Origin of the sequence: Microbacterium sp. SA156 (assembly GCF_049065455.1) — a bacterium.
Lineage (GTDB): Bacteria > Actinomycetota > Actinomycetes > Actinomycetales > Microbacteriaceae > Microbacterium > Microbacterium barkeri.
Map to the genome: position 1 here is coordinate 148,003 of NZ_JBAKGU010000004.1, position 15,534 is coordinate 163,536.

A 15,534-nucleotide genomic window follows, 5' to 3' on the forward strand; every position below is an offset into this window, starting at 1 on the left:
AAGCGGCCGGATCCATCGGGATCCGGCCGCTTCGGGTGCGCGGTGTCAGCTGCGGCGCGTGCGGGCGCGGGCGACGAGCGCCGTTCCGAGCGCGATGAGCGCGAGCGCGGCGGCCACGAGCGTCGCGGCCATCGTGATGCCGGTCGGCTCGAGCTCCCGCTGCTCGTCAGCGGTCGGCTCCTCGCGGGTGTCCTCGGGCGCCGTGTCCTCGGGGGCAGCCTCCGGCGTCGACTCGGCCGGCGGAACCGGCTGCTCCGACTCCGGGGCCTCCGACTCGGGCGACTGCTCCGGGGCGGGGGCCTGCGGCGCCGGCGTCTCCTCGGGGCGCGGAGCCTCGGGCGAGGGCGACCCCTCGGGCTTCGGCGTCTCCTCGGGCTCGGGGGTGCCCGCGGGCGCCTCCGGCTCGGGCGTCTCCTCGGAGTCCGGTCCGCCCGGGCCCTCGCCGAAGTCCGGCGTCTCCTCCGGCCGGGGCGTCTCGCCCGTCTGCTCGGACCCGGGCGTCTCACCCGGACCAGGCGTCTCACCCGGACCAGGCGTCTCGCCCGGCTCCTCGGTCGCCTCGATGAGGGTGAAGGTGCGCACGGCCGAGACCTCGACGGCGCCGTGCGGGTCGCGCGTCTCCACGAACCAGCCGTGGTCGCCGAGCACCTCGAGCGGCCACTTGACCGCAGCCACGGTGCCGCTCTCGACGCCGGCGAGGGCGTCGATCTCGTTCGCGGTGAGGATCTCCGCCGTGAACGCGGAGGTCGCGAGCGTCTTGTCGCTCGGTGCGATCCCGAGATCCGCGTAGGGCACCTCGAAGTCCTGGTGCAGGTAGGGGTCCTCGGCGGGGCCCAGCAGGCTCGGCTCGTCGGAGTTGTAGCGCTGGAGCGACGGCGAGAACGTGCGCACGGCCATCCGCTGCCCGACGTTGTCGAACTGCAGCAGGCGCAGGAAGCCCTGACCGCCCTCGGGCAGGCCCTGGTAGTCGAACAGCATCGCGTGGACCTTGCGGTCGGCGACGCCGTCGCCGTCGTCGTCGAACTCGTCCACGCGCGTGAACGCGTCGTGGTAGTGCCCCGAGAAGACGAGTCGCACGTTGGGGTTGGTCGCGACGACCTCGTCCATGATCTGCTGCGGCACGGGTCCGAGTCCGCCCGTCGTGAGCATGAACTCGTGCAGGTTGATGATCGCGATGCGCTCGGGGTGCTGCGCGAGCACCTCGTTCATCCAGTCGATCGCGCTCTGCTGGGGGTCCCATCCCATGTAGAGCATGATGAAGTCGATCCCGCCCGCGGTGATGAGGTCGTAGTGACCGCGGTTGTCCTCGAAGCTCTCGCCGTACCAGGGTCGGTCGGCATAGCGCGCCTCCCCGAAGTACCGCGAGAAGTTCGCGTAGTCGCTCACGCCGTGCCCGACGTCGTGGTTGCCCGCGAGCACGCCGTAGGGCAGACCGGCGTCATCGAGGCGCGCGTACTGCGGGGAGGCGTTCAGCCACTGGTACTCCTGGTCGTAGTCGTCCACGACGTCGCCCGTGTGGATGAGGTACTGGATGTTCTGCGCCTCGCGCTGCCCCAGCACGTAGTCGTGGATCGCCGCCTGGTGCTGGGTGAACTCCTCGTTGTAGTACTGCGTGTCCGACTCCCACGCGATCGTGAAGTCGTACTCCGAGCGGGGCGTGTCGTCGGGATGCGCGGGGGCGACCTCCGACTCGCGCGTCGAGAGGTTCGCGCCGGCGAATCCCTCGGAGTGCTGCACGAGCGCCGTGATCACGCCGTCGTGCGCGGCGTCGGCCACGGGGATCGAGCCGGCGAGCGTGAACTCCTCGCCCTCGGCGGCCGTGAGGTGACGCGAGATCTCGATCCATGAGGCGCCGTCGGCCGCGAGCGCGTACAGGATGACCTGCGCGTGCGCATCGGCCGAGCCCGACCAGGTGAGACGCGCGGTCGCGCCCTCGCCCGCGTCGTCGGGGACGGCGACGTCGAACGTGTAGTACGGCAGCGCGTCGGTCGACGCCACGGGGGCGAGCCCCGTGGTCGTCGGCAGGTCCGCTGCGGCCGCTGCGGCACCGGCGGATGGCGCGGGCTCGGCCGACGGCTCGAGGTCGCGCTCGAGGGCCGACGCGTCGTGCGTCGTGCCGCTCGCCGCGGTCACCTCCTCATCGCCCAGCTCGAAGCGGTGCCCCTCGCGGAACGAGACGTCGAGCGGGTCGCCCGTGGGGTCGGTGACCGTCGCCTGCAGGATGACGTCGCCGGCCTCGACCTCGGCGCCCTCATCGGGGGCGAAGCCGTCGGCGCCCGGCTGCTCCTCGGGCACCGTGAAGGTCGTCGTGGACTCGCCCGCGTTGCCGACGTGGTCGGTCGCCGTGACGGCGAGCACGTGCTCCCCGGCTGCGAGCTCGACGGAGGAGGTCCGCGTGCCGAGCTCGACCGGCTCGCCGTCGAGGGTCGCGACGACCTCCGCGACGCCCGAGCCCGCGCCATCCGACACCTCGGCGTCCAGGACGATCTCGCCCTGGTACACGCGCCCGTCCTCGATCGCGGGTGCGATCTCGGGGGCCGTGTTGTCGACCGTGACCTGCGCGGTCGCGGCGTGCGTGCCGTCGGTCGCGCCCACCTCATGGGCGCCGTCGGCGGTCGCCGTCGTGTCCCAGTCGTGCGCGACCGCCGTGAACGCGTCGTCGGGGATCGCGAAGACCGACGCGAACATGTCGTTCTTGCCCGCGCTGTCGCCCATCTGGATGATCCGCGTCGGGTCGTCGTAGCCCTCGGGGCGCAGCGTGCGCCCATCCGGCAGGACGAGCCGCATGCCCGAGATGACGAAGTCGTCGTTGTTCTCGAACTCGTCGATCCACGGGCCGGCCTTCGTGCCCGCCCAGATGTCGACCGAGAGCGGCGCACCCTGCGCGATGTGCTCGAGCGGCACGGGGACGGCGATCGTCTCGGTGCGCTCGTACGTGCCCTCGTCGAAGATGTGCAGGATCTCCTCGCCGATCCGCACGCCGTTGCGGAAGTAGAAGTCGGTCTGCGACGTCTCGAACACGAACTGCGGCTCGTGCTCGAGCGACGCGCGCGTCGGCACCGACGTGCCGTCGATCGCGAGGTCGAGCGCGGGCGGGAAGTCCTCTCCCGCCGCCGACACGGTCGTCGTGCCGCCCACGAACTGCCCGTCGGACACATTGAGGCGGACGGGATCGGTCGACGCGCCCGCGACCGGGACGCGTCGCGTGTCCGTGCGGATCTCGTTGACGCCGTCGGTCGCGACGACGGTGTACTCGTACCAGCTCTTGCCCATGAGGTCGGCGGCGCCGATGGTGTGCCGGTAGGCCGCTTCGTCGTCTGCGGCGTGGACGAGGTTGACGACGCGCGACTCCGGGTCGACGTCGTTGCGGATCTCGAGCGAGACCGTGCGCACGCGCACGTCGTCGGTCACGGAGAGATCGACCGTGAAGCCGGCGGCCGGGTCGATCTCGGCGACCGTGCGGTCGGCGAGAGACGGCGCGACCGCGTCGTCGGCCACGACCGCGAGGCCGGACGGCACCTGATCGACCTGGACGCGACCCGGCGACGCCGCGCGCGCATCGACGATCGACTGCAGGGCGAGGTCGTCCGAGGCCGTGTAGCGGATGCCGCGATCGGCGTCGACGTCGTCGGCTCCCGCCATGTTGTAGTAGGCGCGGTTGATGCTGAAGCCCGTGTTCGTGCGGATGTCGAGACCGCGCGCCGAGCCGTTGGCCATGCCAGCCGACGCGATCTCGACGAGACTCTCGCCGGCGACGAGGTCGGTGCCGAACTTCGCGTTGAAGTCGGCGGCGCCGAGACCCGCGTTGCCGGCGTTCTTGATCCAGAGGACGAGCGTCTCGCCGCCCGGGATCAGGACGTCGCGCGGCGACGACGGCCACAGCGCCTCGTTGGTGTTCGTCTCGTAGTCCTGCGGGTACAGGTAGGTGATCGCGTAGTCCGCGAAGTCGATCGGAGCGCTCGTGGCGTTGTAGACCTCGATGAACTCGTAGCCGTCGGCGCCGCCGACGTTCTCCGAATCCGGGAGCACCTCCGTGATCTGCAGCGGCGCGGCGACGACCGACGGGTCCGGCTCGAGCACGCCGATGTCGGCCGGATCGCCGGGCGTCGGCTCAGGCGTCGCGGTCGGCTCGGGGGTCTCGGTGGGCTCGGGCTCGGGCGTCGTGGGCGTGAGCTGCGCGGGCGAGACCGCGCCGGGGGTCATCGCCGTGCGGGTCGCCACGACCGGGGCGGGCTCGCCGACGGCGGATGGCACCGAGAAGTCGACGCCGAGATCGGTCGCCATCGAATCGGTCGGGTAGAACGACCAGGTGAGGATGCCGTGGGCGTCGCTCACGCGGATGCCGCGCCCGCCGCCGTTGGCCATCCCCGGCTGTCCGGTCACGCGGAGCACCTGCGTGCCCTCGGGCGTGCCGGTGGCCGCGCGGAACTCGTCCGCCGTGCGCGCGAAGGAGTCGAGCGTGCCGTCGCTGTTCGCGTAGCTCACCCACAGCACGACCGACCCGCCGGGGGCGATCGTCGCGTCGCCGTCCACCGTGAGCGCGACGTCGCGCGCCGTGTCGGCCGAGTCGACGTAGGTGTACGCGAAGGAGAGGCTCGAGAGCGGCACGGGCGCATCGGTCGGATTGGTCACCTCGATGTACTCGAACTCGTCGGCTCCCGCGGGATTCGCGAGGATCTCCGACACGAACACGGGCGGCGTGGCACCTCCTTCCGCCGCGGTCGCCGAGACGGGGACGAGGGCAGCGCAGCCCGCGAGGATCACGGCGGTCGTCGCGAAGGCGAGCGACCGCGTGAGCCCCGGGCGCGCCGAACGATGTTCGGGCATGAGGGTGCTTCCGGGAGAGATGCGGGAGAGGGGCCGTCGAGACGGCGATGACCCGCACGCTAGCGATCCCGGTCAACCTCGCGGTGACGCCCGCTGTCCGAACGGTGAACGACAGGTGTCGAAAGAGGGGCCGCACCGAGGGGCGCGTCCGCGATCAGGTCCGGATGACGACGTTCTCGGGCTCCTCACCCCGCGCCATCCGCTCGGCCTGCCGCGCGATCAGGCGCGCGATCCGCGGGCGCATCGCGCCGCTGTTGCCGCCGACATGCGGGGAGATGAAGACGCCGTCGAGCGACCAGAGCGGATGGCCCTCCGGCAGGGGCTCGGGATCGAACACGTCGCTCGCCACGCGGATGCGCCCGCGGCGGACGTGCTCGACGAGCGCGTCGGTGTCGACGGTCGGCCCGCGGCCGACGTTCACGAGGAGCGCGTGCTCGGGGAGTCGCCCGAGGACCGCGGCGTCGATGAGGTGGCGCGTCTCCTCTCCGCCCGGGAGCGCGTTGACGAGGATCTCGGCGCCGGGAAGCAGCTCGTCGAGCTCGTCGAGGGCGTGGACGTGCAGCCCGTCCTCGTCGCGCGCGCGGGAGGCGACCGGCACGAGATCGACCTCGAAGGCCGCGAGGCGGCGCGCGATCGCCTTGCCGACGCCGCCGAAGCCGAGCAGCACGATCCGCCGATCGGCGAGCCCGGGCATCCGGAAGCTGCGCCATTCGCCGCGCTCCTGGCTGTGCACCATCCGGTCGAGACCGCGCTGAGCGAGGATCATGAGCCCGACCGCGAGCTCGGCGGTCGCGGTCTCGTGGACGCTCGCCGCGTTCGCGTAGACGGTCCCCGGAGGCAGGCGCTCCTCGACGCCGTCGAAGCCGATGGCCTGCGCCTGCACGAGACGGCACTCGAGCTCGGGCAGCCGCGCGAGCATTCGACCCTGGCGCATGTACGGCGGCACGACGATGTCGATGCGGTCGCGCGGCGGCGCATCCTGCCCGTCCCACAGGACGACGTCGATGTCGAGCGCGGGGTCGAGCAGCGCCGTCACGTCGGCGACGAGCTCGTCGGTGGGAACGGAGAGCGTCAGTGCAGTCACGCTTCGAGGCTACCGGCGCGGGCACGCCGAAGCCCCGGGGAGATCCCCGGGGCTTCGGACTGCGCGCTACGCGGTCTGCGCGACGACGGCCGCGATGGCCGACTCGAAGAACCGCAGCCCGTCGATGCCCGAGCGCATGGCGGCGGGGGTGCCGGGGCCGAAGCCGGGCTCCACGGCGTGCTCGGGGTGGGGCATGAGGCCCACGACGTTGCCGCGCTCGTTCGTGAGGCCGGCGATGTCGTCGAGCGAGCCGTTGGGGTTCACACCGAGGTAGCGGAACGCGACCTGGCCCTCGCCCTCGATGCGCTTGAGCGTCTCGTCGTCGGCGATGTAGCCGCCGTCGGCGTTCTTGAGCGGGATGACGATCTCCTCGCCCTGCTCGAACGCGTTCGTCCAGGCGGTCGACGCGTTCTCGACGCGGAGGCGCTGGTCGCGGCGGATGAACTGCTGGTGCGCGTTGCGGATGAGGCCGCCGGGAAGGAGGTGCGCCTCGACGAGCATCTGGAAGCCGTTGCAGATGCCGAGCACCGGCATGCCCTTCGCCGCGGCGTCCGCGACCTCGGCCATGATCGGCGCATGCGCGGCGATGGCGCCCGCGCGCAGGTAGTCGCCGTACGAGAACCCGCCGGGGAGGATGACGGCGTCGACGCCCTCGAGATCGTGCGAGCCGTGCCAGAGCGCGACCGGCTCGGCGCCCGCGATCCGCACCGCGCGCTGGGCGTCGCGGTCGTCGAGGGAGCCGGGGAAGGTGATGACCCCGATGCGGGCGGTCACTCGACCACCTCGATGTTCACGACATCCTCGATGACGGCGTTCGAGAGGATCTCGTCGGCGACCGTCTTGGCCTCGGCGAGCACCTCGTCGGTGACCTCGCCCTCGACCGTGAGCTCGATGCGCTTGCCGATGCGGACATTCTGGAAGGCGCCGTGGCCCAGACGGGCGAGCGACCCGGTGACGGCCTTGCCCTGCGGGTCCAGCAGCTCGGCCTTGGGCATGACGTCGACGACGATGGTGGGCATGAGATGAGCTCCGGATGTCGCGGGCGGGGAATCGGGACCATTCTAGTCGCCGAGACCCGGGCAATCCGCCGCGCTGCCGTGGGCCGCTGGTCGCGGTGCTTGGCTCAGCGCCCCACGGCGTAGCCCTGGGCGCCGCGCGGGTTCGCCGCGGCGCCGAGCAGCCCGGTCCGCGGGTCGCGCGTGACCGCGGAGAGGCGCCCGAGGGCCCATGCGCCGGCGCGCGTCACGGCGTGACCGCGGCGCTCGAGACCCGCGATGACGTCGTCGCCGAGTCGGTCCTCGACGACCGCGCCACCGGGCGTGCCCGTCCGCGGCCAGAACGAGCCGGGGAAGGCCGTCGTGTGGAAGGCCGGCGCGTCGATCGCCTGCTGCGGCGACCATCCGCCCACGAGCACCCGGAGCAGGAAGAGCAGCTGCCACTGATCCTGCTGATCGCCCCCGGGGGAGCCGAGCGCCATGACCGGCTCGTCTCCCTCGAGCACGAGGGTCGGCGTGAGCGTCGTGCGCGGTCGCGCGCCGGGGCGGAGCGCCGACGGCGACGTCTCATCGAGCCAGGTCATCTGCAGGCGCGTGCCGAGGCAGAAGCCGAGGCCGGGAAGGGCCGGCGACGACTGCAGCCAGCCGCCCGACGGCGTCGCCGAGATGATGTTGCCCCACCGGTCGACGACGTCGACGTGGCACGTGTCGCCGCGGGCGACCCCGCGGGCGTCGGTCTCGAGTCCGCTCTCGGAGGGCCGGGCTCCCGGGACGGTCGGCTCGCCGACGCCCGCTGCGAGCTCTGCCGCGTCGCGGTGCAGCGGGCGGATGGTCGGCGCCGGGCGGCCGGGCAGGCGTCCGGGGCGCGGGGCGAGCGCCGCCCGATCGCCGATCAGGGCCCGCCGTTCCGCGGCATATGCGTCGGAGAGCATGTACGCGAGGTCGTCCGAGGAGAGCTGCTCGCCGTACCAGGCCTCGCGGTCGGCGAAGGCGAGCCCCAGCGCCTCGAGGATCGTGTGCGCTCCGAGCTCGGTCGACGGGTCGAGTCGGTCGTCGTCGAACCCCTCGAGGATCTTCAGGGCCTGCAGCAGGACGGGGCCCTGCCCCCATGGCCCGGTCTTCGCGATGGTCCGTCCGCGGAACGTCGCGGTCGTCGGATGCTCCCAGCTCGCCGAGAACGCCTCGACATCCGCGCGAGAGAGCACGCCGGCGTGATCGCGGCCGTCGGAGTGGCGGTGCGGTGTGCGAGCGAGCTCCTCCGCGGCGCGGCCGAGGATCTCGCGCCACCGCACCCGCGCGGCGTCGATCCGCGCGACGCGGGTCCCCGCGACGGCCGCGGCGTGGGTCGCGACCTCCTCGAGCAGCGCCGCGTACTCGGGGTTCGTCACGATCTCGCCCGGGCGCGGGATGCGGCCGCCGGGCATCCACCGCTCCGCCGAGGTCGGCCAGTGGTCCCGGAAGAGCGCCGACACGCCCTCGATCGTCGTCACTACGTTGCGGAGGACGGGATGGCCCTCCCTGGCGTACCCGATCGCGTAGGCGAGAGCATCCGCCGGCTCCCATGTGCCGTGGTCGCGCAGGAGGAGGAGCCACGCGTCGACGGCACCCGGGACGGCCGCCGCGAGCGCGCCCGCGCCCGGGACGAGGTCGAGGCCCTCCGACCGGAAGTGCGCGACCGAGGCGGCCGCGGGCGCCGGGCCCTGGCCGACGAGCACGCGGGGAGGGGCGCCGGCAGGTCGGATGATCGCAGTCAGGTCGCCGCCGGGCCCGTTGAGGTGCGGTTCGACGACGTGGAGCGTGAAGGCCGCGGCGACCGCGGCGTCGAAGGCGTTGCCGCCGCGCTCGAGCACCGACTGGGCGACGCCGGTGGCGGTCCAGTGCGTCGAGGCGGCCATCCCGAACGTGCCGGTCAGGTCCGGTCGCGTCGTGAACGCAGCAGGTGTCGAGAACGCCATGTCCTCCACCCTCGCATCGAAATTTCGACCAGCGCCGTCGAAATATCGACTTGACGGATGTGAGAGCGCTCCCATAGAGTCCGTGAGCATGTCGTGGGAGCGCTCTCACGGCAGGTCCCACATCCACCACAAAGGAGTGACAGTGAACACTCGTGCCTTCCGCCGCGGAGCCGCCGCGGTCAGCGCCCTCGCCATCGGCGGTCTCGCCCTCGCGGGCTGCTCCGGCTCGTCGCAGGGCGCCGACGCCGCCGATCCCGACGCTCCCGTCGAGATCTCGATCTCGACCTTCAACGACTTCGGCTACACCGACGAGCTCCTCCAGGAGTACATGGACGAGCACCCGAACGTCACGATCGTCCACAACAAGGCGGCGACGTCGAACGACGCCCGCGCCAACTTCTTCCAGAAGCTCGGGAACACGGGCCTCGCCGACATCGAGGCGGTCGAGGTCGACTGGTTCGCCGAGATGATGGAGTACGCCGACCTGCTCGCGCCGGTGCCCGAGGACCTCAAGGGCCGCTGGCTCGACTGGAAGGAGGCCGCGGCGACGGATGCCGACGGCAACCTCGTCGCGTACGGCACCGACATCGGCCCGCAGGCGGTCTGCTACCGGTCCGACCTCTTCGAGGCAGCGGGCCTGCCGACCGATCGGGCCGAGGTAGCGGGCCTGTTCACGACCTGGGACGACTTCTTCGCCGTGGGCCAGGAGTACGTCGACAAGACGGGCAAGCCGTTCATCGACTCCGCGAACTCGGTGCTGCAGGGCCTCATGAACCAGATCGAGGTCACCTACGAGGAGGCCGACGGCACCGTCGTCGCCACCGAGAACCCCGACGTCCAGCAGGCGTACGAGACGGTCGTCGAGAAGGCCGTGCCGATCTCGGCCTACGCAGGCCAGTGGAGCGAGGACTGGTACGCGTCGATGGCCAACGGCGAGTTCGCCGCGATGCTCTGCCCGGGCTGGATGCACGGCATCATCTCGGGTGAGGCGCCCGACATCGAGGGCTGGGACATCGCCGACGTCTTCCCGGGCGGCGGCGGCAACTGGGGCGGTTCGTACCTCGTGATCCCGGCGAACGGCGAGAACGTCGCGGCCGCGCAGGAGCTGGCCGACTGGCTGACGTCGCCCGAGACGCAGGTCAAGGCGTTCGTGAACGCCGGCACGTTCCCGAGCCAGCCCGAGGCGTACGAGGACGCCGAGCTCACCGGCTTCTCGAACCCGTACTTCAATGACGCGCCGACCGGCGAGATCGGCATCGCGCGCGCCGAGGCCGTCGAGGTCTCGCCCGTGAAGGGACCGAAGTACTTCCAGTTCCACGACGCGCTGCAGAACGCGGTCACCCGTGTGTTCGACGGCATCGAGGACGCCGACACGAGCTGGGACACGTGGGTCGAGGAGGTCTCGGCGTTCTGACGCCCCTCCGTCTCCCCGACGCGGGCGGCCGGCCCCGGCCATCCGCCCGCGTCGGGGGCAGGCGACCGCCAGCCCCGACCATCCGCCCGCTCCTTCCGAGGGAACCTCCGTGACCGTCACCGCCACTCGCCCGACGCGCGCCGACGCGCCGCCGCCGGATCGGCCCATCCGCGTGCTGTCCTTCTCCCAGCGCCTCAGCCGCTGGGACCTCAAGCTCTCGCCGTACCTCTACATCTCGCCGTTCTTCGTGCTCTTCGCGATCGTCGGCCTCTTCCCGATCATCTACACGGGCGTCATCTCGTTCATGGACTGGGACCAGGTGCGCCGATCGGGCGAGTTCATCGGCTTCGACCAGTACGCGTGGATCCTCACGCAGCCGAAGTTCTGGACGGCCCTCGGCAACACCTTCAGCATCTTCCTGCTCTCGAGCGTGCCGCAGCTCATCCTCGCGATGTTCATCGCGGCGATGCTCGACCGCCACATCCGCGCGCGGACGTTCTGGCGGATGAGCGCCCTCCTGCCCTATGTCGTCGCACCCGTCGCGGTGGGCCTCATCTTCAACGCGCTCTTCGCGGACAAGTCCGGAGCGATCAACGGCTTCCTGTCGCTCGTGGGGATCGGGGCGATCCCGTGGCACGTCGAGCCGTTCTGGAGCCACGTCGCGATCGCCACGATGGTGAACTACCGCTGGACGGGGTACAACGCGCTCATCCTGCTCGCGGCGATGCAGGCCATCCCGCGCGACTACTACGAGGCGGCGACGGTCGACGGGGCGAACGCGTTCCGGCAGTTCTGGAGCATCACGCTCCCGTCGCTCAAGCCGACGCTCATCTTCGTGATCATCACCTCGACGATCGGCGGCCTGCAGATCTTCGACGAGCCGCGGATGTTCGACCAGTTCGGGCGCGGAGGCTCGGCCCAGCAGTGGCTCACGATCACGCTGTACCTCTACGACATCGGGTGGGGCGAGTGGAACTTCGGGCGCGCAGCCGCGATGGCCTGGATCCTCTTCCTCATCATCCTGGCCATCGGCCTCATCAACCTGCTCATCACCCGGTCGCTCGTGCGCGACGAGGGGACGCGCGGGCGGCAGCTGTCGCGACGCGAGCGTCGAGCCCTGAAGCGAGCGGAGGCCCGCCGATGACCGCCACGTCCGCACTCGTCCTCAAGGAGGCGCCGCGCCGGTCCCGCACGGTGCGCATCCGCGGCGCCCGGCCGGGCTTCTGGGTCTACGCCGGACTCGCCGTGGTCCTCGTCGCGAGCCTCTTCCCGCTGTACTTCTCGTTCCTCATCGGATCGGGCGACTCCACGACGCTCCGCGATCCCGCGCGGTCGTGGATTCCCGGGGGCAACTTCATCGCCAACGCGCTGAGCGTGATGAACGATCCCGCCGTGAACTTCTGGCTCGCGCTGTGGAACTCGCTCTGGAGCTCGACGGTCATCGCCGTGAGCGTCGTCGTGTTCTCGACGCTCGCCGGATGGGCGTTCGCGAAGCTGCGCTTCCGCGGCGGCAAGGTGCTCCTGTCGTTCGTCGTCGCGACGATGGCGGTGCCGCAGCAGCTGGGCGTCGTGCCGCTCTACATCCTCTTCAGCGAGATCGGATGGACGGGGCAGATCGGCGCGATCGTCGTGCCCGCTCTGACGAGCGCGTTCGGCGTGTTCTGGATGACGCAGTACCTCCAGCAGGCGGTGCCCGACGAGCTCATCGAGGCCGCTCGGATGGACGGCGCGTCGATGATCCGCACCTTCTGGACGGTCGGGGTGACGGCCGCGCGGCCTGCCGCCGCGATGCTGTTCCTCTTCACGTTCGTCACGGCGTGGAACAACTTCTTCTGGCCGTTCATCGTGCTCGACCGGCAGAACCCGACGCTGCCCGTGGCGCTCTCCCTGCTGCAGTCGAACTACTTCGTCGACTACTCGATCGTTCTCGCGGGGGTCGTGCTGGCGACGCTTCCGCTGCTGCTGCTGTTCGCGGTGGCCGGAAAGCAGCTCGTCAGCGGCATCATGGCCGGCGCGGTGAAGGGATGATGTCCTTCATGACCCGAACCTTTCCGGACCACTTCCTCTTCGGCGCGGCCACGGCGGCCTATCAGATCGAGGGCGCGGCGTTCGAGGACGGACGCACCGCATCGATCTGGGACGCGTTCGCACGCGTGCCGGGAGCCGTGATCGACGCCGACAACGGCGACGTCGCGTGCGACCACTACCACCGCTACCGCGATGACGTTGCGCTCATGAAGGACCTGGGCCTGCAGGCCTACCGGTTCTCGACGTCGTGGTCGCGCGTGCGCCCCGACGGCGGGGCGCCCAACGCCCGCGGCATCGACTTCTACAGCCGCCTCGTCGACGAGCTGCTCGAGGCCGGCATCCTGCCGTGGCTCACGCTCTACCACTGGGACATGCCGCAGGCGCTCGAGGAGAAGGGCGGATGGACCGCCCGCGACACCGTCGACCGCTTCGTCGAGTACGCGATCACGATGCACGAGGCGCTCGGCGATCGGGTCACGCACTGGACGACCTTCAACGAGCCGTGGTGCTCGTCGTTCCTGTCGTACACGGCCGGCGCTCACGCCCCCGGCCGGCAGAGCGTCCGCGACGGCCTGCTCGCCTCGCACCACCTCCTGCTCTCGCACGGGCGCGCCGTGCAGGAGCTGCGGGATCGCGGTGCGCAGGAGCTCGGCATCACGCTCAACCTCACGAACGCCGAGCCGGTCGACCCCTCGGATCCGGCCGACCTCGATGCCGCGCGGCGCATCGACGGCCAGTTCAACCGGTGGTTCCTCGAGCCCGTCTTCCACGCGACCTATCCCGGCGACATCGTCGAGGACATCCGCGCGGTCGACGCGGCCGCGGTCGACGAGTTCCAGGCGGCCGTGCGCGACGGCGACCTGGCGACGATCTCGACGCCCCTCGAGTTCCTCGGGGTGAACTACTACCACGGGGAGTACGTGTCGGGGCGGCCGTCGTCGACGCCCGTTCCGGGCGGCGACGCACCCACCGATCGGCACATCGAGCCCGCCTTCCCGTCGCACGAGGGGATCCACTGGCACGAGCGCGGGTACGAGCGGACGAACATGGGCTGGGAGATCGACCCGGCCGGGCTCACACGGCTCCTGCAACGCGTCTCGGACGAGTACGCGAGCGCGGCCGGCGTGCCCCTCTACGTCACCGAGAACGGCGCGGCGGGCGACGACGCCATCGCGGATGGTCGCATCGACGACGCGCAGCGCGTTGCGTTCGTGCGCGACCACGTCGAGGCGGTGGGCGCGGCGCTCGACGAGGGCGTGGATGTGCGCGGCTACTTCTACTGGTCGCTCATGGACAACTACGAGTGGGCGTGGGGCTACGCGAAGCGCTTCGGCATCGTGCACGTCGACTACGAGACGCAGCAGCGCACGGTGAAGGCATCGGGCCGCGCCTACGCGCGCATCATCGCCGATCGCGCGGTCTGACCCGCGCCCGGAGGCGCCGTGCTGCGGAGCGCGGCGCCTCCCGAGGGGTGCCCGGATGGCGGGGGTGCGCGGCGGGGCCCGGTCGCGAGAAGATGTCCTGAAGACAGAAGGAGCCTCCCGATGAGCGCGGATGCCGACGCGGGGCGCGTCCCGGCGACGCTGGAGCAGGTCGCCGCGCGCGCGGGGGTGTCGCGCTCGACCGTCTCGCGCGTCGTCAACGGCGGGGAGCGGGTGAGCCCCGAGGCGCTGGAGGCCGTGCGCCGCGCGATCGCCGAGCTCAACTACGTGCCGAATCGCGCGGCGCGCTCGCTCGCGAGCCGGCTGACGCATGTCATCGCGCTCGTCGTCCCCGAGGACACGACCCGATTCTTCGGCGACCCGTTCTTCGCGGCGATCGTCACCGGGATCAGCAACCGCCTGTCGCGGTCGGATCACATGCTGAACCTCATCATCGCCTCGGACGACCCGGGCGACAAGGCGACGACGTTCCTCGCGGGCGGCAACGTCGACGGCGCGCTCGTGGTCTCGCACCACACGAGCGACACGTACATCGACCGGATCTCGGCCTCGGTCCCCGTCGTGTTCGGCGGGCGCCCCGCGCGCGAGCGCGTCGACGACTACTTCGTCGACGTCGACAACGTCGCGGGCGGCCGCGTGGCGACCGAGTACCTGCTGAGCCGAGGGCACCGCCGCATCGGCACGATCACCGGTCCGCCCGACATGCCGGCCGGCGTGGACCGGCTCACGGGCTTCCGCGATGCGCTCGCGGAGGCCGGGATCGAGGCGGGGCCGGTCGTCGACGGCGACTTCACCTCGGTCGGCGGCGCGGCCGCGATGCGCCGCATCATCGAGAGCGTCGACCGGGGCGAGGCCGAGTGGCCCGACGCCCTCTTCGTCGCGAGCGACCTCATGGCGCGCGGCGCGCTCGAGGTGCTCGCCACGGCGGGCAGGCGCGTCCCCGACGACATCGCGATCATCGGGTTCGACGACTCGCCCGTCGCGACGAGCGTCGCCCCCGCGCTCACGACCATCCGCCAGCCATCGCTCGAGCAGGGCGAGGCGATGGCCGACATCCTCCTGGCGCGGCTCGCCGGGCAGTCGCCGCCGCGCGTGACCATCCTGCCCGCCGACCTCGTCGTGCGCGACAGCGCGTAGGGCTGTCGGATGTCGGCGGTGCGCGGGATGCTGTCGACATGGACATCGAGGTGCGCCCCGCGACCGTCTTCGACGACGTCAAGGTGCTGCTGGGCCCGAAGCGCCCCGATGCGAGCGTGTGCTGGTGCCTGAGCCACCGCCTGCCCTCGAAGGTCAACAGCGCCCTGCACGGCCCCGAGCGCGGCGCCTTCGTGGCCGAGATGTGCGCATCCGATCTGCCGCCGGGCGTCGTCGCATATGACGACGGCGAACCGGTCGGATGGGCGGGGGTCGCTCCCCGCGCGCACACGCAGTTCGCGCGGAGCACGAGGATCCCGCACGTCGAGGGCCCCGAGCCGTGGTCCATCTGGTGCCTGAGGGTGCGCCCGGGGCACCGCGGCCGCGGCATCCTGCCGCCGCTGCTCGACGGCGCCGTGGCGTTCGCGATCGAACGCGGCGCCGCGGCGATCGAGGGGTATCCCGTCGACAACGGCGACCGGAAGGTCGATCTGACGATGGCCTTCGTCGGCTTCCGGTCGCTGTTCGAGCGGGCCGGCTTCCGCAAGGTCGCCGACACCGACTCCGTGTCGGGCGGCATCCCGCGCGTGCTCATGCGGCTCGAGGTCGCCGGCTCGCCCTCGACGGAGGCGGAGGGTGCTCGCTAGCGTGAGAG

The 15,534-nt window shown here is 71.5% G+C and carries 11 protein-coding genes; 6 read left to right on the top strand and 5 right to left on the bottom strand.

From position 1 onward, the window contains the following. Positions 1-45: 45 nt before the first annotated feature. The 5 genes from ACOWU6_RS05505 to ACOWU6_RS05525 form a co-directional block, all read right to left on the bottom strand. Positions 46-4,827, bottom strand: coding sequence for a lamin tail domain-containing protein (locus ACOWU6_RS05505; protein ID WP_421075000.1), 4,782 nt, complete (start codon positions 4,825-4,827; stop codon positions 46-48). A gap of 154 nt (positions 4,828-4,981) precedes the next feature. Beyond that, positions 4,982-5,911, bottom strand: coding sequence for a 2-hydroxyacid dehydrogenase (locus tag ACOWU6_RS05510; RefSeq protein ID WP_421075001.1), 930 nt, complete (start codon positions 5,909-5,911; stop codon positions 4,982-4,984). 66 nt (positions 5,912-5,977) lie between these two features. Then, positions 5,978-6,685: a phosphoribosylformylglycinamidine synthase subunit PurQ gene (gene purQ / locus ACOWU6_RS05515; protein ID WP_271173448.1), complete on the bottom strand. Its 708-nt coding sequence runs from the start codon at positions 6,683-6,685 to the stop codon at positions 5,978-5,980. Then, positions 6,682-6,930: a phosphoribosylformylglycinamidine synthase subunit PurS gene (gene purS, locus ACOWU6_RS05520; protein WP_282979291.1), complete on the bottom strand. Its 249-nt coding sequence runs from the start codon at positions 6,928-6,930 to the stop codon at positions 6,682-6,684. The genes purQ and purS overlap by 4 nt, the downstream gene beginning before the upstream one ends. A gap of 104 nt (positions 6,931-7,034) precedes the next feature. Beyond that, the gene (locus ACOWU6_RS05525; RefSeq protein WP_421075002.1) at positions 7,035-8,861 is read right to left on the bottom strand and encodes a gamma-glutamyltransferase family protein; all 1,827 of its coding nucleotides are present in this window, start codon (positions 8,859-8,861) and stop codon (positions 7,035-7,037) included. A gap of 142 nt (positions 8,862-9,003) precedes the next feature. Between ACOWU6_RS05525 and ACOWU6_RS05530 the strand changes: the two genes are divergently transcribed. From ACOWU6_RS05530 to ACOWU6_RS05555, 6 genes are all read left to right on the top strand, one after another. Further along, positions 9,004-10,275 carry an extracellular solute-binding protein gene (locus ACOWU6_RS05530; protein WP_421075003.1) on the top strand — a complete coding sequence of 424 codons (1,272 nt, stop codon included), beginning with the start codon at positions 9,004-9,006 and terminating at the stop codon, positions 10,273-10,275. Positions 10,276-10,384: 109 nt separating this feature from the next. Then, on the top strand, positions 10,385-11,419 hold the full coding sequence (locus tag ACOWU6_RS05535) for a sugar ABC transporter permease (RefSeq protein ID WP_324012892.1): 1,035 nt from the start codon (positions 10,385-10,387) through the stop codon (positions 11,417-11,419). Continuing rightward, positions 11,416-12,303, top strand: coding sequence for a carbohydrate ABC transporter permease (locus tag ACOWU6_RS05540; RefSeq protein ID WP_271173453.1), 888 nt, complete (start codon positions 11,416-11,418; stop codon positions 12,301-12,303). Before ACOWU6_RS05535 ends, ACOWU6_RS05540 begins: the two co-directional genes overlap by 4 nt. Positions 12,304-12,311: 8 nt before the next feature. Next, complete coding sequence (locus ACOWU6_RS05545) at positions 12,312-13,727, top strand: GH1 family beta-glucosidase (RefSeq protein WP_421075004.1); 1,416 nt, start codon at positions 12,312-12,314, stop codon at positions 13,725-13,727. Positions 13,728-13,847: 120 nt separating this feature from the next. Then, the gene (locus ACOWU6_RS05550; protein ID WP_271173455.1) at positions 13,848-14,882 is read left to right on the top strand and encodes a LacI family DNA-binding transcriptional regulator; all 1,035 of its coding nucleotides are present in this window, start codon (positions 13,848-13,850) and stop codon (positions 14,880-14,882) included. A 38-nt stretch (positions 14,883-14,920) separates the two neighbouring features. Further along, positions 14,921-15,526, top strand: a complete 606-nt coding sequence (locus tag ACOWU6_RS05555; RefSeq protein WP_282979297.1) for a GNAT family N-acetyltransferase — start codon at positions 14,921-14,923, stop codon at positions 15,524-15,526. The last annotated feature ends 8 nt before the right edge of the window (positions 15,527-15,534 follow it).